The sequence below is a fragment of the Neptuniibacter sp. QD48_55 genome (assembly GCF_047778115.1).
In the GTDB taxonomy this organism is placed as follows: Bacteria; Pseudomonadota; Gammaproteobacteria; order Pseudomonadales; family Balneatricaceae; genus Neptuniibacter.
In genome coordinates, this window is record NZ_CP180555.1 from 1,518,195 (window position 1) to 1,543,629 (window position 25,435).

Sequence of the window (25,435 nt, forward strand, 5' to 3'; positions counted from 1 at the left end):
AAAAATGTTATGCACTTGAGGATAGATAGTGTTTATTGAATACCAGAAAGAAAGGGACTGTTTGTTTTTCTTAGGTGCGGGAGCTTCCTATAGTGATGGAGTGCCTCTTCAGAAAGATATAGTTCCTGAGATACTCTCTCCTAAAGATGAAGAATTTGACAATTCAGAGTTAAGGAAGATTGTGTGTGCCTTTATCACTAACAACTTTTCGTATTCAGAGGAAAGCAATACATATCCCTCATTGGAGACTATTTTCTCATACATAGATTACTTCATCGATAATGATGTTGCCTTATGTAAGGTCTACACTCTTGAAAAACTGAGGCTACTTAAAGAATCTCTGGTTAAACTAATTTATTTCATAACTTCGAAGTCAGCAAAATCCCCGCTTACAAAGCGGGAGAGAGAAGTAAAGGGCCGAGAGAATGACAGCGTTTACTCATTTTTGTGGGAGCGCGCAATTGAAACGAATAGAAATTTTTCAATAATAACTACAAATTACGATAATCAAATAGACGATGCTTTTGATAGGTGGTTATACCCAAGACACGGGTTAATTGATTATTGTATAGATTTTCTGAATTACACAAAAGAAGATGGACTAATAGGTTTTGACTGGTGGGTCAACCCCAGAGAGCCGATTCCCGATTGGGACAATTGTGATCCTCGACCAATAAAATTAATTAAGCTTCATGGAAGCCTAAACTGGAAATATTGTAATTGTTGCTCGCAGGCAGTTCTTACACCTTGGAATAAACATATAGATTTAGATACCGGCGAACTCCCTAGGTTTGATCCTTCATGGATGGGAGACATTGATAATGCTGAATTGTGCCCTAGAGATGGCTATCCTCTCTCAACTCTGATTGTTCCCCCAACACATAGTAAAATATTGAAGCATCCAGTTGTACAAAATCTCATATACGAAGCTCAACTAGAAATTAGATCAGCAAAGAAAATTGTCTTCATTGGGTATTCATTTCCAGATGCTGACATACATATAAAAGCATTCTTTGCAAAAAACTTAAGAAACGATGCGGAGCTAACAGTTGTGAATCCTTATTTGACAGAGGCAGCTAGGCAAGCTTATAGAGGCCTATCATCAAAGGTAGAGTTCATAGAGGATAGCTTTGAACAAGCTCTAGAAAGTGGTCTTATGGAAAGTGTAGTAGGTAAAAATGCATAACAAACAGCTGCAATCTGGCTCCTCAAACTGTCATGCTTTTTGTTCCAAAAAGCCCGCCTGCTTGCTACACAGTTGAGCTGGGCGTTAGCTGCCTCTATAAATCCCAACATCTAGGAAATATCATGAAAGAGATCACCAGAATAAATCATGTAGGCTTGAGAGTTCGGGATATGGAGGTTTCTCGTGAATTCTATGGGAAGCTTGGATTTGAATTTATTGTTGGTCCTGTGGGGCCAGAGCCTGTTGCCATTATTGAGCATCCATCGGGAATAAACATCAATCTTATTTTGAATGCCTCTAAAGAGGCACCTAAAAAGAATATGTTGATGGAAGCAGACCTTAAATACCCCGGCTATACACATATTGCCCTTGAAATAACCGATTACAATTCCGCAAAAAACAGCATTGAGGAGCTTGGTTTCCCGATTACTGGAGAAGTTGAATACGAGGGTGCTCAGTTTTTCTTTATTAGAGATCCTGATGACAATGTAATCGAGTTTCATCAACCAGCCAGTAGCGTGTAATAGCGTAACGTATCACTCAAATCCGTACGATCTATGCCGCAGCGGCTTTTCCTCTAGCCGCATAGCGGCGTCCTCTAGCGAAGCGTCCTAAAAGGCGAAGCCGATCTCTAGCTGCGAAGCAGCGTCCTATTTTTTAAAAACCACTGTCCTATTACCATTGAGGAATACTCGTTTCTCAATATGGTATTTCACCGCTCGAGAGAGTGTGATGCGCTCAATATCCCTTCCTTTAGCGATCAGATCTTCTGGGTAGTAGGTATGGTCAACAGGTTCTATTCCTTGGGCAATGATAGGACCTTCATCGAGATCGGCATTGATATAGTGTGCGGTAGCGCCTACTGTTTTCACGCCTTTTTCATAAGCTTGGTGATAGGGTTTTGCGCCTTTAAAACCGGGTAGGAGGGAATGATGGATATTGATCGCCCAGCCTTCCAGTTTTTGACAGAGTTCATCCGACAGCACTTGCATATATCGGGCTAAAACAACTAGATCGGCGTTTGTGTCTTCAATTATTTTCCAGAGTTGCTGTTCTTGCTGCTGTTTACTTTCTGGCGTGATCGGAAGGTGGTGATAAGGGATCTGATACCAGTCTGCTAAATCTTTCAGATCGGGGTGATTAGAAATGATGGCGGGTATCTCGATGTTTAGCTGACCAATCTGTTTTTTGTAGAGCAGGTCATTGAGACAGTGATCAAATTTAGATACCAGAATAACGACTCTGGGTTTGTAATCACTAGGCTGTAACTCCCATTGCATATCAAATTTTTCTGCTCTGAGGGAAAAACGCTGGCTGAATGTGCTCTGATCAAAGTGGCTATTGGTTCTAAAGCATGCTCGGATAAAAAAACGCTGACTGCTCTCGTCATCAAAGGAGTGGAGCTCTTCTATATAGTGTTCGTTCTCGTAGAGAAACCCAGTCACAGCATCAACCGTTCCTAGTTCGCTGGGACAGCTAGCCGTGAGTATCCATGAACTGCTAGTCATTTAACTCTCCTTTACCAGATAATCATTAAGTTTAGACGATCTTTTTTGGCCCCATAGATGGTAATGAGGCGTAAGGATGGAGATTGATAGGAAGGGCTAATCAGCTCCCTTATTCAGTAGCAGGAGCTGATTGGATCTTAGTTTTTTTCACAAAATTATTTCAGCAAAAACTTTCGCAATGTTTTAAAAACAAAATCACGGTGTTTAAGAATAAAGGCGTTTTTAGGTAGCCAAGGACTTGAGTGAAGTACTGTTTTTGCTTTCGAAAAAGTTTGGAAGCCTTCGTAACCGTGATAGTGACCCATACCTGAATTACCTACGCCGCCAAAGGGAGCATCATCTGCTGCAGCGTGCATTGCAGTGTCATTAATTGATACGCCGCCGCTATGGGTGTTGTTTAACAGGTAATCAATTAAAGCGTTATCCTTAGACATGATATACAACGCAAGTGGCCTTGGGCGCTCATTGATATAACGCGTTACCTCTTCGATTTTGTTGTAGGTCATGACTGGTAGGATCGAGCCAAAAATTTCCTCTTTTAGAATACTCATATCCTCAGTGACCTGAGTCACTAAGTGAGGATAGACACGTCGTCCTGCGTCATTCTCTATTGCTTTGACTGGGTGAAGTTTGCCGCCTTTGCTTTTGGTGTCCTCAATAAAAGCCATTAAGCGATCATATTGTCTTTCGCTGACGATATGAGTTTGTGAATTTTGGTTTTCACCGTTCAAGTGATACTGGGTGTATCGCTCAATAAAGGTAGAGATAAATTCGTTTTCTCTCGCTTCAGGAACAAAAATATAATCTGGAGCTACGCAGATCTGCCCAGAGTTGACTGATTTACCTAAGATCACCGCATCAACGGCAATATCCATACTAATCTGGTCATCAATGATGGTTGGAGATTTTCCACCCAGCTCTAGCGTAATCGGGGTTAAATTATCAGCAGCCGACTTAGCGACAAGTTTGCCTACCGCAGATGAGCCGGTAAAAATCAGATGATCAAATGGCAACGCTGAGAACGCTGCACCTACATCGGCTTCGCCTTCAATAATCTGAATATGCTCGGAAAGCTCTTTGACGATCTCGCGTAGCACTTGATTGGCATTAGGCGTGAACTCGCTCATTTTGATCATCACTCTATTACCAGCAGCTAAAGCTTGAATTGCAGGCCCGAGTGCAAGGAATACCGGGAAGTTCCAAGGTGTAATAACACCGACCACACCTAAAGGTTGGTAGTGGACTTTCACCGATGAAGGGAAATGCATCAAACCGGCATGACGTTTAGAAGGTTTCATCCATTTCTTTAGATTTTGTAGCGCGTAGTTAATGCCCGCGACGCTAGGAAGTACATCGGCAATAAGCGTGTCGAACTCACTGCGATAACCGTAATCTTTTTTCAAAGCATCATAGATCGCTTGCTCATGTTTAATGACAGAGGCCTTAAGGGTTTTAAGGACAGTTACGCGTCCAGCATAAGAGGGTGCTGGTTGCGCATTGTATGCGCCACGCATCGTCTGAAAGGTGATCTGTAAATTATCTGGCGAGATGTGGTTCAAATTAGTCATCTTATTACCCTGGCTAAAGTCATTTAATCGCTTTCCATGCCTCTCATTGCTCAAGCTTTACCGGACTTCTAAGGATTCACATACCTTGCTGTATCAGAGGAATCGCTCACACACTTGAAAACATATCGATAGATTAGTCGCTAGCTAGGTATTAAGGAATTTACAAAAATTACTAAGGGTAATAAAAATAATGAATAATAATTTTATTTCAGAGAGTTACGGGTAGCTCTTATTACAGAACGGGGTTATGTATCTGAATATTGTTCCAGAATCTGAATGAATTTCTTAACCGCAGGTGCATATTCAGTTTCTTGACGTGTAATGCAGTAGGATTGCCAAGGTATCTCTTCAGCAATATCTAATTGCACTAATTCCCCGGAATCTAACTCTTTAGTAAATAGCTCTCTCGGGCCACCGGTGAAGTAATCGGAAGTCATAACGATCGATTTAGCGATCTGGTAATTATCACATGTGATTTTAAACGGTAGGTAAACATCGTTTTCTTGTAAAAACTCTGACATGGACTTGTTTACGCTAGGACCTATACCCGGGAAATTATTAAGCTCATCGGTAGGGAGGGTCCCTTTGCTTTCAGTTAATGGGTGGCCGGCTCTAACTACAAAGACAATGCGTGCACTTTGAACCTTTCTGATGACTAATTCGGAAGCGCGCTCTTGAGGTAGTGCAGGGCCAATACCTATATCAATCTCACCGTTAAGCACTAAGCTCGGTATCTTCTGTGGTAGATCCACCTTAAATGAGATCTCTATATTGTTGGACTCTTCGACAAAGTCCATCAGAACTTTTGGGAAAAGTAGTTGCTCAACAATAGGGCTCACCCCGATCTTTAATGTCCCACCTTCAAGGTTGGATAGAAGCTCAACATGACGACATAAAGTATCCAGCTTTGCACGAAGCTGCTCACCACTCTCAATCAAGTAATTGGCAATCGCTGTTGGGTTCATTCCTGTACTTTGTCTATGGAACAGCTCAACTTTTAATACTTTTTCTAAACGTGCAATCTTCTTGCTCAAGGTCGGCTGAGACATATGCAGCTTTTCCGCAGCTTTGCTAATACTCCCTTCCTCAGCAACGGTTTTGAGAAGGATGATATCCGAGACATCGAGCATAAGAGGTACTCATTTGTTTATGTGTATCTGAAGAATATATTCCTTTTTTTAATAGCAAGGAACGATTAAAGAAGGACGCTTCGCTAGAGGGCGCTGCTGCGCAGCTAGAGATCGGCTTCGCCTTTTAGGACGCTCCGCTAGAGGAAAAGACTCAGGGCATAAGATAAGTTGTCATGTTTGATGCTTGCTTTAAACTAAGTGCGGCGTTCAAAGTCTTTATATATATTGTTGGAAATTAGTTAACTAGGCGGCCAATTAGCTGTCTTATACGAGCTCGCAAATGAATAAATATTTAGCATCTTCAGAATTTATTGATTGGGAACATACTGATGTTTTCACTCAGGCGAAAGACCTTGCTGGTGGTTCCCCTGATCCAGAAGAGATTGCTAGTCGATGTTTTGAATTTGTGCGTGATGAAATAAGGCATAGCCAGGATAACGAGCTAAACCCTGTAACTTGCAAGGCATCAGATGTTCTAAAACATCGTACAGGCTATTGCTACGCTAAAAGCCACCTGTTGGCTGCGCTGTTACGGGCTAATAACATTCCTGCTGGCTTATGTTATCAACGTCTGACAATTACAGATGTCCCTCCTTTTTGTCTTCATGGTCTTAACGCCATATATCTAGAGAGGTATGGCTGGTATCGCGCGGACGCTAGGGGAAACAAAGAGGGCGTTTCGGCTAAATTCTGTCCGCCGATCGAGAAATTAGCTTTTCCGATAGTGACGGAAGGGGAAGCAGATTTACCTGAAATTTGGGCTGAGCCTTTGTCGGTTGTGATAGAGGTGCTTACCAACAGCAAAACCTATCAGGAAGTGGCGGATAATTTTCCTGATATCGAACTTGTAAGCAAGTAGGGTGTAATAGCGGAGCGTATTACACAAATACATAATTCTAACGGTGCAATACGTTTCGCTATTGCACCCTACGATTTTCGCCTCAAAGCTTTTTTCTAGTCACTAACAACTAGCAGCTTTCCCCTACAGCTGCGCAGCAGCGTCCTGCTCTTAAACCTTAAACTTCCCAAGTTCAGCATCTTGCTTACGCGTCAGGTCAGTCATTTGATGGCAGTTGGCTTCCTGTTCTTTTGCGTTGTTAGCCACCGATTGGCTGAGGTCGCGGATATTAGTGGTGTTACGGTTGATCTCTTCTGATGTAGCACTTTGTTGTTCTGCCGCGGTGGCAATCTGCACTGTCATCTGGTTAATTTCTTGGATGTTGTCGCGGATAGTATTCAAAACATTATTCGCTTCGCTGGCAACGTCTTGGGTTTGTGCTGCTAGTTCACGGCTTTGTGTGATGGTTGTTTCAGCGTTTCTTACACCAGACTGGAGCTGCTGAATCATATCTTTGATCTCTTCAGTCGATTGCTGAGTTCTGGAGGCTAGAGCACGGACTTCGTCGGCTACTACGGCAAAGCCTCGGCCTTTATCACCAGCACGGGCTGCCTCAATCGCGGCGTTAAGGGCAAGTAGGTTGGTTTGGTCTGCTATCTCAGTGATCACGGTGAGTATGGATTCGATATTGTTACTGTAACCGGCTAGCTCGTTGACGGTATTCACAATGTTTTCCATATCTCCCGCTAAGTGGCTAATCGATTCTGTCGTTTTTGACACGACCGCCACACCATCACTGGCTGCTGAGTCCGCGCGTTGTGCAGAATCTGCAGCATGCTGTGCATTAGTTGCTACGTCTTGAGCAGTGGCGGACATTTGGTGCATTGCTGTGGCTAATTGATCGAGCTCGTATAGTTGTTTTTCAAGCTCATTAGCTGCTGTAGAAGCTGAATTGAAGGTGTGGTCACTATTCGAGCGTACATCTGAGGAGATCTGTTTTACCCGAATGATTAGATCCTGAAGGTAGCCAATAAACTGGTTGAAGTCCGTAGATACTTGGCCAAACTCATCTTGAGTTTTAACTTCTAGGCGCTTGGTCAGATCGCCTTCGCCACTGTTTATCTCGACTAATGAGCTACGAAGGTTTTCTAGAGGAAGTAGCTGCTTAGATACGGTCACATATAAAGCACCGCTGCAGATAAGAGCGCTGATAATCGTTGCAATGAGAGCAGTGATACCTATTTGATTAGCATCGGCCATTACAAGGCCTTTATCTAAAACTACACCTATTAGCCATTGGCTACCTTGAAGATCTTCTAGCCTACTAAAAGAGACAAATACGGTATCGCCGTTAACGGATGATTCGGCTAGCTCACGGTTAAAGCTAGGTGCAGTGCCATCGAATAACTCATTGATGGATTTACCATTCATATCTGCGTTGGGATGGCTGATTATGTTGCCGTTTGAGTTGAGCAGGAATGCGTAACCGGTGTTGTTGAAGTTAAGGGTGTTCAGAGCATCGGATACGGTCTTTAAGCTTAGATCGCCACCAAATGCGCCTTTGAATTGACGGTTATCGTAGAAGTTAGCTACGGCTGAGATAAGGATTTCGCCACTGGCAGCATCGGCATAAGGGTCGGTTAATACCGCTCTGTCATTTTGTTTTGCATAAGGGTACCAAGGGCGTTTTCGTGCATCCCAACCTGTTGGGTTCCATTCTGGGTCATTGGTTATCTTTTTACCGTCGGTATCTAGGCCACCAAAAATCAAAATAAACTCTTTTTTAAGGATTGGATTATCGAAGGTGGACTGTATGGTTTCTTGAGAAAAGTCTGCGTTGATGCTCTCCGCCATCATATCGATCAGTTTTAATTTGGCGTTGAGCCAGTTGGTTATCTGATAGCTCAGGACCAAGGTGGCTTCTTGGGTACTTTGCTCTGTTTTCTCATACAGAGCATCTCTGACGCTGCTGTATTGAATCCATGAATAGATAGCAAAGGTTAGGACAACAACAGTGGAAGCGAGTAGGGCAACCTTGTGTGAAACTTTCATACAGTTAACCTCAAAGACGAGACTTCAAGTTTATGACCAGTTTAAGAATAGCTAGGCAGGGCAATTTCCCTGCGTTGATAACTAGTTATTCTAGACCAGATATTTGGAAGGCAATTTCGGATTATGAAATTGTTGAGTGTTTATCGAGGAGAATATGCAAAGTACCTGAGTTAAACGCTTGGTTTTTGTGGTAGTATCTTCGCCCAAGATCTGCTGTTGTGCAGATAAATTGTTGTCGCCTCAGTCAAATTGGCTGGGGCTTTATATTTTGCGTTGGGTTTACGTCCCAATTAGCGGAGCTTGTATGTCTGATTTACCCCAAAATACAGAAGAGCAGACGGTTGTTTGTGCTCTTTATAAATTCGTTACACTGGAAAACTTTGAAGCATTAAGAGAACCATTGTCCGATTGCATGCAAAAGGTAGGCGTGCGCGGAACTTTATTGCTAGCTAATGAAGGTATCAACGGCACGATCGCGGGAAGCCGCGAAGGTATTGATACAGTGCTAGCGTGGTTGCAGCAAGATGACCGCCTGAATCCTATCGAATACAAAGAGTCGTTCGATACCAGCAATCCTTTTATGCGTACCAAAGTTAAATTGAAAAAAGAGATTGTGACTATGGGTGTTGAAGGTATCGACCCTAAAAAAGTGGTGGGTACCTACGTAAAACCAAAAGATTGGAATGCGCTAATTTCTGATCCTGATGTGGTTTTGGTCGATACGCGTAATGACTACGAAGTGGCGATCGGTACATTTGAAAATGCGATCGACCCAGAGACTAAGACATTCCGTGAGTTTCCTCAGTATGTTGCTGAAAATCTTGATCCAGAGAAGAACAAGAAAGTGGCCATGTTCTGTACGGGCGGTATTCGTTGTGAAAAATCGACAGCGTATTTGAAAGAGCAGGGTTTTGATGAGGTTTATCACCTAGAAGGCGGTATTCTGAAGTACCTTGAAGAGGTAGATGAAGAAGATTCGATGTGGAAGGGCGACTGCTTCGTCTTTGATGGCCGCGTTTCTGTAAAGCATGGTTTGGAAGTGGGTGACTATGATCAGTGTCACGCGTGCCGTATGCCAATTACAGAAGAGGAAAAGCAGTTAGATTCTTACGAGAAAGGTGTGAGCTGTGTGCACTGTATCGATAAGATGAGTGATGCTCAAAAGCAGCGTTTCCGTGAACGTGAACATCAAGTAAAGCTAGCGAAGGAGCGTGGTGAATCTCACCTAGGTTCTGATGTGCAAGATGCTGTTCAAGCGCATCGTGATGCCAAAGCCGCTTATCGCGCAGCGCAAAAAGAGCGTTCTAAAGGCTAATCAGCCTTGATCAAAACAAAAAAAACCATGCCAAGGCATGGTTTTTTTATATCTATCTGAAATTGCTTATTTGCAGCAAGGTTCAGAAATGATCTCAATCTTGTCTTCTTTTACAGCGTGGAAGAAACAGTTAGAACGTTCTGTATGGCAAGCCGGACCCGACTGATTCACTAGGCATAAAAGCGTATCGCCATCACAATCGATACGCATCTCAACTAGCTTTTGTACGTGGCCTGAGCTTTCGCCTTTACGCCAGTAGCTTTGGCGTGAACGAGACCAATAACACACTTGGCCAGTTTTTAGTGTTTCTTCAATGGAAAGGCGGTTCATCCACGCCATCATTAACACTTCGCCAGTCTCTGCTTGCTGAGCAATCGCGGGGATCAGACCGTCTTCGTTATAGCGAAGGTTATCAAGTGCCGCGCTTAGATCTGTTTGGCTGCCTTTATCGCCAGACTCTAAGTCGTAGTAAAAACTGTTTTTCATTGTTGCTTCTCTGCTACAAGTAAAATCTGCGGGCATCATAACACAAGGAATTGAAAGGGGCGGGACAATTAAATTGAATCATTGTCCTCTTTTGTGCTCAAACCAGTAACTGGAATTTTGAGACTGCACTATGTTTTCACGGACAAGCCTTTTAGCCTTCCTTATCGCAATACTCGTCACCTTGGTTTGTTTTAAGTCGTGTTCGGTGTTTGCTGAACATAACGGGTTTGATCTTTCCGAAAGTCTAATCCCTGCCGAAAAAATACTACCGGGCGGCCCTGCTCGTGATGGCATTCCTTCTATTGATAAGCCTGAATTTATAGCGGCGAAGCAAGCGGGCGGTTGGCAGGATGATCAACAGGTGTTGAGTTTGACTTTGGCCGGTATTACCCGTGCATATCCTATTAATATCTTAAACTGGCATGAGATCGTGAATGATAATTTTGGCGGTCAGCCTGTTGTGATCAGTTACTGCCCACTATGTGGAACAGGCATGGCGTTTTCTGCTGATATGAATGGTAAGGCGCTGACCTTTGGTGTCTCTGGCTTGTTATATAACAGTGATGTTCTGCTATACGATCGCCAGTCAGATTCTCTCTGGTCGCAGTTAAAGAGTCAGGCCGTGACGGGGAAATACAAAGGTCAAAAACTCACTCAGTTACCGTTGAATCAGATGACCTGGAAAGAGTGGAAAATACGCTATCCCGATGGTGAAGTGCTCAGTCGAAATACTGGATATTCAAGGGATTATTCTCAAAGCCCTTATGGTAGTTATGACGAAAGCCCTGTGCTGTATTTTCCTGTGGAGTTCCGAAGCCAAGCTTACCATCCCAAAGAAAGAGTTTTGGGTGTGGAGGTGGATGGAACATTTAAGGCGTATCCCTTTGCTGAACTATCCAAAACATCAAATAATGAGCTGCTAGACGATTTTAATGGCCGGCAGTTTAAACTGCAGTTTAATGCATCGTCTCGTACGGGGGAGGTTGTCGATACTGAAACAGGTCAACCTTATCCGGCAGTCAACTCGTTTTGGTTTGCTTGGTATACCTTCCATCCCGACACAGATGTTTATAAAGCTCAGTGATTTAGCTGATAAACTATTTATTAAAAGTCTCTAGATAAAGCCCCAAAATGGTATTTGAACCTACAGTCAAAAGGTCGTTAGACTGTAGGGGAGTTAGATTTAGTTAGTAAAAGATGGATTCGAATCACCGATGACGAACGCTTTAGGCATATCTGAAAAACAGAATACGTTGTTGCCTTTTATTATTGCTGGGCCTTTGTTGCGCAAAGTTACGCCTGACCAAGTTGCTTTGTGGCTGGTTACCTCTGAGCCCTTAAAAGGCTCTTTCCATTTTTATCAGGAGCAGGAGCTTGTTGCTCAGGTAGATTGTGCTTCGATTAACCAATCTATTCAGGTGGGTAAATCTGCTTTTATCAATTTAATTGAGTATCGGCCGGAGCACTCCCTCTCCACTGATACTTGGTTTTCTTATGATCTTGAGTGTGAAGTTCGGGGTGAAATTCAGAAATTAAAAAGCCTGTTGCCCCATCTGGTCTATCCAGGTGAAGAGCGGCCTAAGTTTGCCCTAAAAACTAAGCTTGATCAGGTGCTGCATGGTTCTTGCCGTAAACCTCATTACGCATCCGAAGATGGATTGCTTCGCGTCGATCAGGTATTAGAAAGTTCAAAAGATGATATTGAATCTCGCCCTGCGCTTTTGATGATGTCGGGTGATCAGATCTATGCGGATGATGTCGCAGGGCCAATGCTGTCGGCCATTCATCAGACGATAGATCTACTCGGTTTGGCGCCTGAGCTGATAGAGGGAGCCACGGTAAAGAACAGCGCCGAACTTTATAAAAGCGAGCATTGTTATTACGAACGCGAAGAGCTGCTACCGCAAACACCTGCTGGGCAAGATTTGGCTGATCGTTTTTTTGCCGGAGCAGAGAAGCCGATTTTTACTGCGGATACGGCACACAACCATCTGATTACATTGGCTGAGATGTTGGCGATGTATTTCTTGGTATGGTCACCACAGCTTTGGCGTCATATCTCACTAAACGCAGGCGAAGTTTCAGATAAATATATCGATCGCTATTTAGATGAGCAGAGAGAGATCGATCTATTTGTTAACGGGTTACCTGATGTCCAGCGCGCTTTAGCTCAAATTCCTGTTTATATGATCTTTGATGATCATGATATTACCGATGATTGGAACTTAACCCGAGGTTGGGAAGAAGCTGCTTATAATCATCCGTTTTCCAGAAGCATTATCGGTAATGCACTACTCGGCTATTGGCTCTGTCAGGGCTGGGGCAATGCCCCTGATAAATTCCCGCAGCAATGGACGGAGCTGATTCAGCAAGATGCGATTGCAGACGGCGGGGAAGTTAGGAATGACTTGATTACTCAGGTGCTTGAATTTGAAGCTTGGAGTTACTGTCTTAATACATCACCTAAACTGGTGGTTTTGGATACCCGAACGCGTCGCTGGTGGTCGGAAAGTAGTGGAGCTAAACCTTCTGGATTAATGGATTGGGAGGCGCTGTCTGAGCTGCAGCAAGAGCTGATCGGTGAAGACGCAGTGCTTTTGGTTTCTCCTGCACCGATTTTTGGTATGAAGCTAATCGAGACAGTTCAGCGGATCTTTACCTACTTTGGCCATGCGCTGATGGTGGATGCCGAAAACTGGATGGCTCATGCAGGTTCTGCAAATGTGATTCTCAATATCTTCCGTCATCCTAAAACACCACAGAATTTTGTAATTTTGTCGGGTGATGTGCATTACTCCTTTGCTTATGACATCAAGATTCGTTTCCGGAAAAACAGTCCAGATATCTGGCAAATCACCTGCAGTGGCTTAAAGAATGAGTTCCCACATGCTTTGTTGAATCTCTTCGACAAAATGAACCGCTGGCTCTATGGCAGTCGTTCACCGCTTAACTGGTTTACCAAGCGAAGACGGATGCAGATTCGCTCGCGCATCCCAGAGGGTATGCCGGCTAAAAGGGTATTCAATGGCAGTGGTGTCGGACTGGTTAAGCTGAATCAGGTGGGTGAGCCTACCGAAGTTACCGTGCTCAAAGCTCAAGGCGGTGATATTAGTTTTCCTTACAGAAAGCCTAAATCGCGCTCTTAACGAAAACGGGAGCAATACTTATTAGATTGCTCCTGTTCAACATTTATCTATTTTAATCTGAACTTTTTTCCATCCTTGTTGCTATCGCAATTCTATTCCATGCGTTAATGGCAGTGATTTGCATGATGATTTCAACAAAACCTTTCTCACCAAATTGCTCTAACCCTTGCTGGTAAGTTTGATCGCTTAGGTCTTGTGGATTGGTTAAAGTAATCTCTTCGGTAAGGGCAAGAGCAACTCTTTCCTCTTCATTAAATAGTTTCGATTTTCTCCATGCAGATAACGCATAAATACGTTGTTCTGATTCGCCTTTTGCTCGTGCCTGGCTTGTATGCATATCGATGCAGAATGCACATTCGTTTAGCATGGATGCCCGTATTTTGATCAATCCTTTCAACTTATAACCGATGCTTATATCTGAGAGGTAATTCTCCATCTGTAACATAGTGTTAAATGCTGAGGTGTGTGACTTAACAAAGTCTATTCTCTGTAGCATGTTTCAATCCTAATCAAAACGCTGAATGATGTGATTATTTTGGCGCTAAGCAGGAATGTTTAGAACCTGTTATAAATGCGGAACACTTTTGCGTAATTTGCAAAAGTTATGGCTGGATAATTAGGGTGTGCAGACAGGGTAAGAAAAGATGCTTGAGTTACTACGGATATTTATTCAGGTAGCTAGTTATGGAAGTTTTTCTAAAACAGCCAAAGCGCTGAATATAGCGCCATCCTCGGTTACGAGAAGTATCGATAAGTTAGAAGCTGAATTAGGTGTTTCGCTTTTTAAGCGAAGTACACGAGCTTTGTCTCTGACTGAACACGGCCAACAGCTGTTTGAGCGTGCAAATTTACTTATAAAGAATGCTGATGATTTAGTCAGTTCCGTTAAGGATGCCAATGCGGAACCTAAAGGGGAGCTAAAAATCTCAGTATTTGAGAGTTTTGGCCGGCAAAAGGTTTCGCCATTAATTCCACTCTTTCTTAAGCAATTCCCAAAAGTGAATGTACAGATTGAGCTGGATAACCAACTGGTCGATCTGAATAGCAGTGCGTTCGATATCGGTATCAGAATTGGTAAACCAGAGGACTCAGATTTACGTGCGCGTAAACTACTAGAGAACCGGATGGTGTTATGTGCATCACCTGACTATTTAGATGTATTTGGGTCGCCCGCAGAACCGAGTGAGCTTTCAGATCATAATTGCTTGTTATTGAATCAAGGTCGGCAGCGCTGCTATTGGCATTTCAACTCTAAACCGAGCCCTCAAAAGAACTCTTCTCAGAGCTCTCTTCAGAAAAAGGTTCTGGTGACCGGTAACTTATCTTCTAAAGGTGGTTCGCCTCTGGTTGAAGCGGCTATCGCTGGGACCGGTATTTTATTGATTGCTAGATGGATGGTGGAAGAGCATCTGAGCGATGGGAAGCTGATTGAGTGTATGCCGGAGTGGACGCCATCGCTTTATGAGCAGGGTAGCGGGGATATCTATGCGATCTATCAAGGCAGTCGATATCTCAAGCCGAGTGTCCGTAGTTTTATTGATTTTCTAGCCGAGCATATTTCAGATTAAGGCGTTTAAGCCTTTTGCGAAGCGCGCTTGGTTTTAGCGGTTGCGATCGCTTCTAAAGGGTTGTCTGGCCAAGGGTGTTTTGGATATCGGCCTTTCATATCTTTCTGTACATCTTTGTAAGCGTTTTGCCAGAAGCTTTCTAAGTCCTGAGTGACCTGTAGCGGTCTTCGCGCGGGGGAGAGTAGATGCAGTTGTAGCGCTACATGATTGGCAACTTTCGGTGTTTGGGTACAGCCAAACATCTCTTGCAGTTTTACTGCTAAAACAGGTGGATTTTGGTTGTAATCGATTCTGATCTTTGAGCCTGAAGGTACGGTAAAACGTTCGGGTGCTAACTCATCTAACTTCTGAGGTAGGGGCCAAGGGAGCATCGCTTCTAGCACGCTGCTTAGATTAATTTTCTTCAACTGTTTTAGTTGAGTGATGTTATCCAAATAGGGTGTCAGCCATTCTTCAAGATTGTCTAGAAGCCAGTTGTCGCTTAGATCTGGCCATTGATCTTGTGATTGTTTTTGGACTGCTTGATGCAGAAAGATCACACGCTGACGCCATGCTTGGATATCATCATTCCAAGGTAAAAGGGATAACCCTCGTTTTCTTATTTGATTGATGATCGCTGCTTTAATTGCCTCTGGTGAAGGGCTTTCTAAAGGGGCTGAGTCCCAAACGAGCGTGCCGATTCGTTTTTGCTGCTCGGCACAGATACGATCTTGGGATTTGTCCCATTCAATCACTTCATGCTGTTGAATCAGCTCAGGAAGGAATTGTTCAATCCACTCAGGGTTCAGGGGCGCAGCCAGTTGGATCTGGTCGTTTGTTTGGTTTTGTTTTCCTTGCAGGGTTGCAACGGTTATCCATGGATATTGGCTTAGTCTATCTTGATCGTAGAAGTTAGCAGCACGTCCATTATTGAGCTTATAAATAGTGCTGTTCTGGCGTTGCTGTGCAATACGGTCAGGATACGCAAGCGCGAGCAAAACGGCTGCTTGTTCGTGATCAGGAATTTTATTTCCAGAGGCTTCGCTTGGAATATCTAATTTGGAGAGCATTCGATGGTAATGCTGTTCCTGCTTTTTGATACGATGCCAAACGCCTTTCTGAAAGCTCGGTTTGGTTGCTAGCCATTCAAGGCGGCTATTGATATCTGCACTTTCATTTCTAAAAGGGTCGCGTTCCATTAAGAGCGCAGCGATACGACAGGCTTTGTCGGCTAAGCCCCAAGCTGAACCTTTGATAAGCATGTGACTGAGTCTTGGATGCGCCGGCAACTCAGCCATAAGCTGACCGTGAGCGGTTGTTTGCTTCTGTGAGTTGAGCGCGCCTAATTGGGTAAGTAGGGTTTGCGCTTGTTGGAAAGAACCTGCTGGTGGTTGGTCAAGCCAATTAAGGTCGCTTGTATCGGTGGTGCCCCAGCTAGCCAGCTGTAACGCCAGAGCTGTCAGATCGGCTTGTGCTATTTCCGGGTTATCGAACGCGCTAAGTTGCTCTTGCTTTCCTTCACTCCATAAACGGTAACATACGCCAGGGGATAATCGACCTGCTCGGCCTGCACGCTGTGTAGCGGAGGCAGAGGAAATTCGGCGCGTATGTAGGCGTGTCATTGCAGAGTTTGGATCATATTTGGCGACACGAGTTAAACCAGAGTCAATCACGACCTCTACGCCTTGGATGGTTAAGCTAGTTTCAGCAATGTTTGTAGCTAGAACGACTTTGCGTTTGCCTTCATCACACGGATTTATAGCCTTACGCTGTTCTTCCAGAGTTAGATCGCCATAAAGTGGCGCGATAGCAATAGTGTTTTTCTCTGTTTGTGAGAGCTGCTCGTTAAGTAGCTCTTCGACTTTACGAATCTCTCGCATACCGGGTAAGAAACACAAAATACTTCCGGTTTGCTCGGCTAGCGCTAGGGTGACGGTCTTGGCTATCTTATGTTCTAGCCATTCACCTTGAGAGGGTTCGCCACAATAAAAAGGTTTAACTGGGTAGCTACGACCTGAACTGGTAACAATCGGAGCATCACCCAGCAGCTTGGCGATTTTTTCGCCATCCAATGTGGCTGACATCACCAAGACTTTCAGCGCAGTTTCTTCACGGAAGTATTCTCTGGCTTCTAGTGTTAGGGCTAAGCCTAAGTCGGCATCTAAGCTGCGTTCATGAAACTCATCGAAAATTACAATGCCATAGCCTTCAAGGCTGGGATCGGCTTGTAACATGCGGGTTAAGATACCCTCAGTCACAATTTCTATTCGGGTGTGTTCGCTGACACAGGTGTCTAGTCGAACTCTATAGCCAACGGTCTGACCTACTTTTTCATCGAGCATCTGCGCCATACGTTCGGCGGCAGCTTTGGCTGCTAAACGCCTTGGTTCTAGCATGAGAATCTTTTGATTATTCAGCCAGCTCTCTTTGAGTAAAGAGAGGGGGACTTGCGTAGTTTTACCTGCACCAGGTGGTGCTTCGAGAACCGCTTCATCTTGATCGTTAAGCGCTTGAGTTAATTCGGGTAAAACGGAAATGATAGGTAGCAAGGCTTCGACACTCTGAAAAATAATTCAGCATAAAGTTTAACAGTTTTTCTATAAGGGTTTGGCTCTGACAAGTAGTAAAGCTACAATGATGGAGCAATAAAATTTTTGCCGATGTTGTTCTTAGTTGTAAGGAGCCTTAATGGCGGGTAATTTTAAAGGTCGCAGAGGCGGCTACAAAAAAACACCTAAGCTTTCTGGTCGTGGTGTACTGGAAAATGTTGTCACCGATGGTCCTCATGTTGAGTGGGTTGGCATGCCGCCATACTACATTCATGTGATTACAGTAGATGGCGAGGAGTACTCTTATATGTCTCCGGATAAAGATCTAGAAATCGAGCTAGGTAAGAAAGTTACCTTCCGTTATAAAGAAACCAGCAAAGGCAATTTTGTTGATAAGCGTTCCTTAGGCGTTGTTATCGACCCAAGTGAACTAGGTTATTAAGCCATTCTAAGATTTTTAAAAAGCAGCCAATAGGCTGCTTTTTTGTCTCTGTTCGTAGCGAATATTATTGAACAATTTCTGATTGTCATTGTCCTTAGATGTACCTTTAATACATCGAAAGAAGGTGGTTGATAATATGTTGAGTAATAACAGAGTAGAACTTACGCTCATCGAAAAAAATTACCTTACACCTCGCTCGATTGAATTAACTTACAGGGGCGAAGATCCGATTTGTTATATCCCCGGTCAATTCTTTTCGATTGAGTTCACCTACAAAGGCGATACAAAGGCGAGAAGTTACAGTGTGGCTAATGGGGAACTACCCAATCCAGATAACAGATTACTCTCTTTTGTTATTACTTTGGTTCCAGATGGCGTAGCCAGTGACTATTTTGCGGCTGCTGAGCTAGGTAGCACCGTTGCCGTTCATGGCCCTTTCGGCAATTTGATCTTACCTAAAGCTTCACCCAAGAGATTTATCTTTATTGCCACAGGTGCAGGAGTGACGCCGTTTAGATCTATGTTACCGGAGCTTCGATCTCGTATCTCTGAAAGTCCTGGATTGGAAGTGATTGTTATACAAGGGGTGAGAAATAGGGATGAGTTGCTCTACGCCGACGAGTTTTCCGAACTTACTCAATTGACTGCCCATGCTAAGTTTATGGCTTGCTATAGCCGTGAGGAGGGCGAGGTTCTTTCCGACAACGAGAAATCGGGTTATGTGTCTGACTTATATATGGATTTGCATGCGAATCCTGATCAAGACATGGTCTACCTGTGTGGTCATCCGGACATGATTGATCAAGCAGTCAGTTATTTTGATCAGCAGGGGTTTAAACCCGGCAATCTTAAGCGCGAGAAATACCAGTTCTCTCTACTGTAAAATGTTCGTCTAGTGGTTAGCGAAGCCTCACAATTCAAGAAGCGGTAAAACGGAAGCTATGTACTATTCTGATTACAGAGGTAAATCAGAGAGGGAACAGCATGCTTCAGGAATTTCGGCACATCCGGTTACAAACAACGACTGATATCGACTACATTTTATCGCCTGATAAAACCACAACGCCTGCCAGTTTATATAGCCCAGCCTTTGAAGTATTCACCGACTTTACTGAAGTGAAACCCGTAACGGTTCCTGAGTCTTTACCTATTCAAGAAGCACTAGAGTATATGAAAAGTCAGCACGTGCGGTTGCTCTTTGTTTTGGATAACCAAGATAATTTTACCGGAATTATTACGGCGTCTGATGCTGCGGGTCGAAAAGTGATGGCTTTCATGCAACGGGATGGGGTTAGTCGGGATCAGGTTCAAGTGCGGCATATTATGTTGAGTAAATTGAACATGAATGCTCTTACCTATGAACAGCTTAAAGATGCACGTGTAGGGGATATTATGTTGACCCTTAAAGGGTCTGGAGATCAGCATGTCGTTGTTACTGATGAAAGTTCAGCTGGAGTGCTTAGAATTAGAGGGATAATCTCTGCCAGTGACATATCAAGACGCCTTAAAATAGGTTTTGATGTTATGTATGAATCGAAAAGTTTTGCGGAAATAGAACGGGTGATTCGAAGCGGCGAAGGAACATAATTTTAAAAGCTAAATCTAATGCTGGACTTGGAATTCTCTTACTGACTATACTTCGCGCCTTTACTGTACTAGGCACTGCTAGAGTACTTTGTCTAACCCAATTGTGTGGTGCAATTGCGCATGATTTTACCAAACCAATTTAGTCCCGATGCTGCTAACAAATTGGAAGGATTAGCTCAGACTAAACCTACACCTTTTTTAGCTTTAGACCTCTCAGTCATTGAAACTCGTTTTGCTGAATTGAGTAAGGGGTTTCCTAAAGCTGATGTGTATTATGCAGTAAAAGCAAACCCAGCTAATGAGGTGATTGAGCTATTAGCGAAAGAGGGTTCTAGCTTTGATATCGCTTCCCCGCAGGAGTTAGATAAAGTACTGCAGTTTAATGTCGCACCAGAGCGTATTAGTTACGGCAATACGATTAAGAAGTGCTCTGCAATTAAATACTTCTATGATCACGGTGTACGCCTGTTTGCGACCGATTCTGAGGCAGATCTGCGCAATATAGCGGAGTATGCGCCAGGTTCTGATATCTACATCCGTGTGCTCACTGATGGCTCAGAAGGTGCAGATTGGCCTTTGTCACGTAAGTTTGGCTGTAACCCAGAAATGGCAATTGAACTCGCTGTGCTTGCGCGTGATTTGGGTTTAAATCCTTATGGGGTTTCCTTCCATGTAGGTTCTCAACAGCGAGATATCGACGTTTGGGATGGTGCTATTGCTAAGGTCAAAGTGATCTTTGAGCGTTTGGTTGAAGAGCATAACATCCGCTTGCAAATGATTAATATGGGTGGTGGTTTTCCTGCGACTTATTTACAGAAAACTAATGATTTCGAAACCTATGCTGAAGAGATTACGCGCTTTTTAAAAGAGGATTTTGGTGAAGAGCTACCCAGAATTATCCTTGAGCCTGGCCGCTCGTTGGTTGGGGATGCTGGAGTCATCGTATCAGAAGTGGTGTTGATCTCTCGAAAATCTTCTACAGCACTAGAACGTTGGGTCTATACCGATGTAGGGATGTTTAACGGTTTGATTGAAACTTTGGGAGAGGCGATTAAATATCCGTTATCTACTTCAAAGTCAGGGCCTGAAGAGGGGGTGATCCTTGCCGGTCCCACCTGTGATAGCCTAGATATCATGTATGAGCAGCATAAATATGAGTTACCGCTATCTCTAGAGATCGGTGATCATATCTATTGGTTCTCTGCCGGTGCTTATACCACCAGTTATAGCTCGATCGAGTTTAATGGTTTCCCCCCTCTGGATTACTATATTTTGTGATTTTTTGTCGCAGTATTTCGGTACTGCGGCTAAAAATATCCTTTTTGAATCAAGCTTCTGCGCATAAAAACTGTAAAACAGGTTGTTCATCCTCTCCCAAACAGCTATCTTTTTGGTATGCAACTTTTATCCTCTGGTTGAGTGGAGAGTAGTGGATGTCGGATAAACAGATTCAAGCTCGCTATGGTGCTGTTCTTGAAGCAACAGCGGATGTGGTGATGGTACTTGAACCAACAGGTTTGATCATGGCGTGTTCTGCAGGTGACGCAGGTTGGTTGGATGCCGATGCGATAATGGGGCGTAAGCTAGAAGATATTTTCCCTGCTGATATCAGCGGCAATATAACTGCCGCTGGGGTTAAATCGATTGAGAAGAAAAAATCGATAAAGACTTACATCCAATTAAGACCTGAACATGTACCAGTGCTTAAAGAACAAGGTTTAAGCGAAACGAAATGGATGGAGCTTCGTTGTTCAGCTGCGGGCGATGAAGTCGTCGCTGTATTTCGTGATATCTCAGCACAGCGTAGGTTGGAGAGACAGGTTACCAATCAGGCTCAACGTGACCCACTAACGGGCGCATACAACCGTCGTGCACTAAGACCTGTACTGGAACAAGCAATTGCCCAAGCGCAGCGCTATGACTGGGTATGTAGTCTAATGGTTATTGATGTTGATAATTTTAGTGACCTGAATGACAGATACTCTTGGGATTGTGGTGATCAAGTTTTACAACAGTTAGTGACCTCTATACATGGTATGAAACGTACTTCAGACTTCCTTGCACGTTACGGTGATGATCAGTTTGTAATGTTTATGCCGGAAACGAATCATGAGCAGGGTATGGCTGCTGGTAATCGTGTGCGTAAAATGATGGAAGAGATGGAAATCCCTTACGCAGCTGGCGATGTTAAATTTACTGTCAGCGTAGGGGTTGCAGCGCTAGATGGTCTGGAAGATGATCCTGATAACATGCTTAGACGTGCAAATGAGAATCTATTTGTAGCTAAGCAAAGTGGCTGTAACCGTGTTGAAGGTGAAGGATAACAGCGGGCTCGCTTTCTTTTTAAAAAGGGAGCTTGTTAGCTCCCTTTTTCTTTCTCTGTAAATCTTAGAAAATTTTGAGTAAATAATGAAATACATTCCGTTGGAAAAATACACCAAAGCTTGGATCTTTCGTCACAGGGACTTGCCTGTTTCTGAGGAAGATCTTGCGCAGATTAATCCGCTAACGGAAAGTCGTGCAGAGCAGATCTGGTCAGAGCATGTAAGTAGAGGTTGCTCACATCCGGAGCATTTCGGCGAAGGGGATTGGGCGGCTAAAGATAAAAACTGGTCTGAGAAGGACTTTTGGCAGAGTGCATGGGATGCCCAGTCTAACGACATGCCTGAATTGTTATCGACACACCTAGCGGAGTGGGATGACAACATCACCGTGTATTTCTGTTACCAAAGTGATCACATCATTGAAACTAAGTGGGGGGTATTCCGTCGTAATTGGAAAAACTTCCTCTTTTTCGATAATGGACCGTTATTATTAGGCCGCAAACGTAAGCAAGTTGCTCAATTCTTTGATAATGGTAGTTATCGATTAGGTCTTCGCTCGTAACCGTCTAGGTTCACGAGGAGTGGAGCATGGTTGCGCAAAATTATGCTTCACTTTTCTTTTTGAAAATCTTCTTCCCTAAAAAAATCCTTTCCATCATTACCTTATGTCTTGGCTATGCCTTGATGCGCCTTTTGCTGATATATCACTGCTGCGTAGTAAACGGTCAGTAGTAGTCGCTTTAAAGCCTTAATCTTAATGAAAATTAACTGCAATATTATTAAGTGAATGTTCAGTATCTATATATAAATATAAGAAATCATTTTCAAACAAGTCGTATTTTTTATTAAAAAGGTAAAAGAATACGATGTAATAAAATTGTAATTTGATTTGGCTTAAAGTTTATTCATTTTTACCAATCTTTGTTTGAATTTTATATCTTTATATGTCAAAAATAGACTCTTAATATGTTTACTTACCATGACTTTATTCCTTACATTTTGTAGGTGATACGAGTTCCGTAGTAGTACTAAAGTTCTGATTTTATCAGATATATCAGAGTGAATTAGTACAGTATTAGAGAATTTTAAATCAGCTGGAAGGCAAAGAATTCAATGAGCCTACGGCTTTAGTCCATGAAAAATTGACCTAAGTGTGAAAAACACACTCGATACTATATTTTTTGGTACTTCTTCCATTTTGGAATACGCTTATCATTAACATATGGATTGGGGAATCTATGTTTTTAAGCCTCATAGGTTAATATTTTTCATAACCCCTTTTGTTTGAATTTATGTAATTTGGTCATACCTCTTGGGTGTTTATCTTTAACAAGAATTTTTTCCCCTCTAGGTAACAGGACTCACTTTTCAACGGAGTGTTTTAGTGCAAGATATGGAAAGCCTGATTCTACAGCTAAAACAGCAGCCAGCACTTCAAGAAAAAACGGTGTTAGCTATTGAATGTACATGGGATCGGCTGTTACAGGAACTGGACGAGTTACTATGCCAGCTAGGTTTTACTTCCTTCACTTATTCAGTGTTGACCCGTCAGCATATTGAAGGTCTATCTGATCATCAAAAGCAGCGTTGGGAAAATGGCTTTGATATTGTTGGCTCACTGCCAGATGCAGTAGTTAAAGCTTATTACCGAGATGTTGCTCATGCAGACCCTTTATGGAAAGAACTGCCAGAAGTACGTACACCACTTGTAGTAAATAATGCTGAGGGTGGCGTTGGTTTGCACGCGGAGACGTTTTGGAAGCAGAATAATATTTCTTCTCGTGTCTACGTACCGATGTCAGGAGCAAGCGATAATTATTGGTTCCACTATTTTGGTCTTTTTCATAGTCTGCCTTCAGGAGAGTTCGAAGAGTTCTTCGATTCGGTTAAGGAGTGGTTAGTGCCTATTTTGGCTCGCTATCACTCTTTGCTGCAGGTTGTCTGTGAGAAAGAACAAAACCCATTTCTTAAGCAGGAACTTCTGTCGCACACTTGTCGTCAGATTATTCAGATGACTGCTGAAGGTATGGCGGTGAAAAGAATTGCTGATAAGCTTGCGTTGACTGAGGAAGGGGTTACTTATCATATTACGCGAGCTAAGCGAGTATTTGGAGCGCGCAACAAAACTCAGCTCGTAGCTATCTTGTATGAAGTAGGCCTTTTGTAACCATAAGCTATCAATCAAGGTTGATAGCTTATGCGCTTGCCGAAAGTTAGAGCGTCGTCTTCGTATTCTGTAGGCTGGTTTTCAACTGCAACCTGATCAACAGGTTTTCCGCTAAAATCTCCACCACTGATTATTTCCCACTCGTTGTCATGTTTGTGTAAGTAGGCGTAACAACAACAGCATTTATACAACTCACTACCTTTCAATTCACTAATCTTTTTTAGTGCTGAGTGCGGTTTGTGATGCAATACAAGGCTGTAACATAGCGTACATGCCTTTTCCATTAGCTTGATCCTCCATGATAAGGCTATCTCTAAATACAAGTTAGCACAGGTTTTTGGATTTGAAGCTAAGAAAAATTCCTATTTTCTGACAAGGGTACGATTTATTTATAAGACCGCTCAGCAAAACTAGCAGCATTTTTTTGCAATCGGTATTATTGTCTCAACTAAGTTTTACTTATGTTAGGGCCTTTAACTAGGTTCCCAAATCTTAATCTAGGAGATGCTTTTACAGCGTCAACTTTGTACTTATGTAAAAATATCTCCCTTTAATAGAGAATTCTCTGTATGCAAATTGCTGAAAATCTAGTTGGCTTCATCCACTACACCCTTAAAAATGAAGAAGGTGAAGTTCTAGACTCTTCACAGGGTCAAGAACCTTTACCATTCGTTTGTGGTGCTAACAACATCGTTCCTGGTTTAGAAAAAGCGCTAATCGGTAAAACTGTTGGTGACAAGTTGGATGTGGTTGTAACACCTGAAGAGGGTTACGGCGATGTGCGTGAAGAGCTAGTACAAAACGTTGATCGTGCTAATTTCCAAGGTATTGATGATATTCAGGTTGGCATGCAATTTATGGCTGAAGCGCCTTGGGGGCAGCAACCAGTAACTGTTATTGCGATTGAAGAAGATAGCGTAGTCCTTGATGGTAACCATCCTCTAGCTGGTCAAACACTTACATTCAGTGTTGAAGTTACAAATGTTCGTGAAGCGACTGAGGAAGAGCTATCTCACGGTCATGTTCATGAAAGTGGAGAAAGCTGCTGCGATAGTGGTGATTCTTGCTGTGACTGATAGGTCGGATTTTTAAATTTAAAGCCCGGTTTCTACCGGGCTTTTTTGTGTCGATCTAATCGATATAGCTCTCTAAAAACTGATTTTTGACTATCATTAATCTGAAAGTATTGGTGTTACGTATCTCTATTAACTCTATTTGAAAATCCGCAAGCATTGATCTGGAGGCTTTTTATGAACATAGAGCAAATGGGTATGCTAAAGCAGCAGGCACGCATTAGAGGTGTTAATTTTATAGAATCTGGATGTGGCCCAATGGTGATCGAAGTGGAATTTGATGATCATGATCATCGTCAAAAGGAGTTGATTAAAGATCAAGAAGGTAAAGTCGTGACTTGTCACAACGTGAAAGAGGGTTACGATATATGCCTTAAAGCGGGGATCCATGAAGCCAATCTTGTTCAGATTCAGACACATGAAGAAGCCTGTAGTTCTGATTTTGCGGATTATCATCAGGACTCTATCCCGCTTAAATTTTAGCTCTCTGATAGGATAAGCTCGTGCACGGGCAAAG

The 25,435-nt window shown here is 43.1% G+C and carries 24 protein-coding genes; 16 read left to right on the forward strand and 8 right to left on the reverse strand.

Annotated features, from left to right (window positions below; translation table 11 throughout):
- The first annotated feature begins 28 nt into the window (after nt 1–28).
- Nucleotides 29–1,186, forward strand: coding sequence for an SIR2 family protein (locus ACMXYW_RS06960; RefSeq protein WP_415905695.1), 1,158 nt, complete (start codon nt 29–31; stop codon nt 1,184–1,186).
- 122 nt (nt 1,187–1,308) lie between these two features.
- Entirely contained in the window at nt 1,309–1,710 is a 402-nt protein-coding gene (locus tag ACMXYW_RS06965; protein ID WP_415905696.1) for a VOC family protein, read from the forward strand.
- Between the two features lie 126 nt (nt 1,711–1,836).
- Here ACMXYW_RS06965 and purU read toward each other — a convergent pair whose 3' ends face one another.
- The 3 genes from purU to ACMXYW_RS06980 all read right to left on the reverse strand — a co-directional run bounded on the left by purU (nt 1,837) and on the right by ACMXYW_RS06980 (nt 5,392).
- Nucleotides 1,837–2,694: a formyltetrahydrofolate deformylase gene (gene purU / locus ACMXYW_RS06970; RefSeq protein ID WP_415905697.1), complete on the reverse strand. Its 858-nt coding sequence runs from the start codon at nt 2,692–2,694 to the stop codon at nt 1,837–1,839.
- A gap of 155 nt (nt 2,695–2,849) precedes the next feature.
- Nucleotides 2,850–4,262 (reverse strand): coniferyl aldehyde dehydrogenase, encoded by a 1,413-nt coding sequence (locus ACMXYW_RS06975; protein ID WP_415905698.1) that lies wholly within the window; start codon nt 4,260–4,262, stop codon nt 2,850–2,852.
- A 245-nt stretch (nt 4,263–4,507) separates the two neighbouring features.
- Nucleotides 4,508–5,392, reverse strand: coding sequence for a LysR family transcriptional regulator (locus tag ACMXYW_RS06980; protein WP_415898458.1), 885 nt, complete (start codon nt 5,390–5,392; stop codon nt 4,508–4,510).
- Nucleotides 5,393–5,672: 280 nt separating this feature from the next.
- Here ACMXYW_RS06980 and ACMXYW_RS06985 point away from each other — a divergent pair, with 280 nt between their 5' ends.
- On the forward strand, nt 5,673–6,251 hold the full coding sequence (locus ACMXYW_RS06985; protein WP_415898457.1) for a transglutaminase-like domain-containing protein: 579 nt from the start codon (nt 5,673–5,675) through the stop codon (nt 6,249–6,251).
- Between the two features lie 150 nt (nt 6,252–6,401).
- On the opposite strand, the gene ACMXYW_RS06990 is transcribed toward ACMXYW_RS06985, so the two are convergent.
- Complete coding sequence (locus ACMXYW_RS06990) at nt 6,402–8,282, reverse strand: methyl-accepting chemotaxis protein (RefSeq protein WP_415905699.1); 1,881 nt, start codon at nt 8,280–8,282, stop codon at nt 6,402–6,404.
- Between the two features lie 304 nt (nt 8,283–8,586).
- Here ACMXYW_RS06990 and ACMXYW_RS06995 point away from each other — a divergent pair, with 304 nt between their 5' ends.
- Nucleotides 8,587–9,597, forward strand: a complete 1,011-nt coding sequence (locus tag ACMXYW_RS06995; RefSeq protein ID WP_415905700.1) for a rhodanese-related sulfurtransferase — start codon at nt 8,587–8,589, stop codon at nt 9,595–9,597.
- Between the two features lie 66 nt (nt 9,598–9,663).
- Here ACMXYW_RS06995 and hisI read toward each other — a convergent pair whose 3' ends face one another.
- Nucleotides 9,664–10,083 (reverse strand): phosphoribosyl-AMP cyclohydrolase, encoded by a 420-nt coding sequence (hisI, locus tag ACMXYW_RS07000; RefSeq protein WP_415905701.1) that lies wholly within the window; start codon nt 10,081–10,083, stop codon nt 9,664–9,666.
- Between the two features lie 130 nt (nt 10,084–10,213).
- On the opposite strand from hisI, the gene ACMXYW_RS07005 reads away from it, so the two are divergent.
- Both ACMXYW_RS07005 and ACMXYW_RS07010 read left to right on the forward strand, forming a co-directional pair.
- Nucleotides 10,214–11,167: a DUF3179 domain-containing protein gene (locus tag ACMXYW_RS07005; protein WP_415905702.1), complete on the forward strand. Its 954-nt coding sequence runs from the start codon at nt 10,214–10,216 to the stop codon at nt 11,165–11,167.
- Between the two features lie 130 nt (nt 11,168–11,297).
- A complete protein-coding gene (locus ACMXYW_RS07010) occupies nt 11,298–13,229 on the forward strand; it encodes an alkaline phosphatase D family protein (protein ID WP_415905703.1) in 1,932 nt (643 codons plus the stop codon).
- Between the two features lie 52 nt (nt 13,230–13,281).
- Here the strand turns inward: ACMXYW_RS07010 and ACMXYW_RS07015 are convergent, their stop codons facing one another.
- The gene (locus tag ACMXYW_RS07015) at nt 13,282–13,725 is read right to left on the reverse strand and encodes a carboxymuconolactone decarboxylase family protein (protein WP_415905704.1); all 444 of its coding nucleotides are present in this window, start codon (nt 13,723–13,725) and stop codon (nt 13,282–13,284) included.
- Nucleotides 13,726–13,873: 148 nt separating this feature from the next.
- Here ACMXYW_RS07015 and ACMXYW_RS07020 point away from each other — a divergent pair, with 148 nt between their 5' ends.
- Nucleotides 13,874–14,797 (forward strand): LysR family transcriptional regulator, encoded by a 924-nt coding sequence (locus ACMXYW_RS07020; protein WP_415905705.1) that lies wholly within the window; start codon nt 13,874–13,876, stop codon nt 14,795–14,797.
- Nucleotides 14,798–14,802: 5 nt separating this feature from the next.
- Here ACMXYW_RS07020 and hrpB read toward each other — a convergent pair whose 3' ends face one another.
- Complete coding sequence (hrpB, locus tag ACMXYW_RS07025; RefSeq protein ID WP_415905706.1) at nt 14,803–17,325, reverse strand: ATP-dependent helicase HrpB; 2,523 nt, start codon at nt 17,323–17,325, stop codon at nt 14,803–14,805.
- A 139-nt stretch (nt 17,326–17,464) separates the two neighbouring features.
- Between hrpB and ACMXYW_RS07030 the strand changes: the two genes are divergently transcribed.
- The 7 genes from ACMXYW_RS07030 to ACMXYW_RS07060 all read left to right on the forward strand — a co-directional run bounded on the left by ACMXYW_RS07030 (nt 17,465) and on the right by ACMXYW_RS07060 (nt 23,845).
- Nucleotides 17,465–17,767: a hypothetical protein gene (locus ACMXYW_RS07030; protein WP_415894102.1), complete on the forward strand. Its 303-nt coding sequence runs from the start codon at nt 17,465–17,467 to the stop codon at nt 17,765–17,767.
- 136 nt (nt 17,768–17,903) lie between these two features.
- Nucleotides 17,904–18,650, forward strand: a complete 747-nt coding sequence (locus tag ACMXYW_RS07035) for an FAD-binding oxidoreductase (RefSeq protein WP_415905707.1) — start codon at nt 17,904–17,906, stop codon at nt 18,648–18,650.
- Between the two features lie 101 nt (nt 18,651–18,751).
- Nucleotides 18,752–19,354 carry a CBS domain-containing protein gene (locus ACMXYW_RS07040; protein ID WP_415905708.1) on the forward strand — a complete coding sequence of 201 codons (603 nt, stop codon included), beginning with the start codon at nt 18,752–18,754 and terminating at the stop codon, nt 19,352–19,354.
- Nucleotides 19,355–19,474: 120 nt separating this feature from the next.
- On the forward strand, nt 19,475–20,632 hold the full coding sequence (locus tag ACMXYW_RS07045; protein WP_415905709.1) for a type III PLP-dependent enzyme: 1,158 nt from the start codon (nt 19,475–19,477) through the stop codon (nt 20,630–20,632).
- 155 nt (nt 20,633–20,787) lie between these two features.
- Nucleotides 20,788–21,678 carry a diguanylate cyclase gene (locus ACMXYW_RS07050; protein WP_415894171.1) on the forward strand — a complete coding sequence of 297 codons (891 nt, stop codon included), beginning with the start codon at nt 20,788–20,790 and terminating at the stop codon, nt 21,676–21,678.
- Between the two features lie 85 nt (nt 21,679–21,763).
- Nucleotides 21,764–22,240 (forward strand): DUF2947 domain-containing protein, encoded by a 477-nt coding sequence (locus tag ACMXYW_RS07055; RefSeq protein ID WP_415898444.1) that lies wholly within the window; start codon nt 21,764–21,766, stop codon nt 22,238–22,240.
- Nucleotides 22,241–23,071: 831 nt separating this feature from the next.
- Nucleotides 23,072–23,845 carry a helix-turn-helix domain-containing protein gene (locus tag ACMXYW_RS07060; RefSeq protein ID WP_415905881.1) on the forward strand — a complete coding sequence of 258 codons (774 nt, stop codon included), beginning with the start codon at nt 23,072–23,074 and terminating at the stop codon, nt 23,843–23,845.
- Nucleotides 23,846–23,859: 14 nt separating this feature from the next.
- Here the strand turns inward: ACMXYW_RS07060 and ACMXYW_RS07065 are convergent, their stop codons facing one another.
- Nucleotides 23,860–24,129 carry a hypothetical protein gene (locus ACMXYW_RS07065; protein ID WP_415898443.1) on the reverse strand — a complete coding sequence of 90 codons (270 nt, stop codon included), beginning with the start codon at nt 24,127–24,129 and terminating at the stop codon, nt 23,860–23,862.
- A 285-nt stretch (nt 24,130–24,414) separates the two neighbouring features.
- Between ACMXYW_RS07065 and ACMXYW_RS07070 the strand changes: the two genes are divergently transcribed.
- Together ACMXYW_RS07070 and ACMXYW_RS07075 are read left to right on the forward strand one after the other, a co-directional pair.
- Nucleotides 24,415–24,921 carry an FKBP-type peptidyl-prolyl cis-trans isomerase gene (locus ACMXYW_RS07070; protein WP_415905710.1) on the forward strand — a complete coding sequence of 169 codons (507 nt, stop codon included), beginning with the start codon at nt 24,415–24,417 and terminating at the stop codon, nt 24,919–24,921.
- Nucleotides 24,922–25,095: 174 nt separating this feature from the next.
- Nucleotides 25,096–25,401, forward strand: coding sequence for a hypothetical protein (locus ACMXYW_RS07075; protein WP_415905711.1), 306 nt, complete (start codon nt 25,096–25,098; stop codon nt 25,399–25,401).
- The last annotated feature ends 34 nt before the right edge of the window (nt 25,402–25,435 follow it).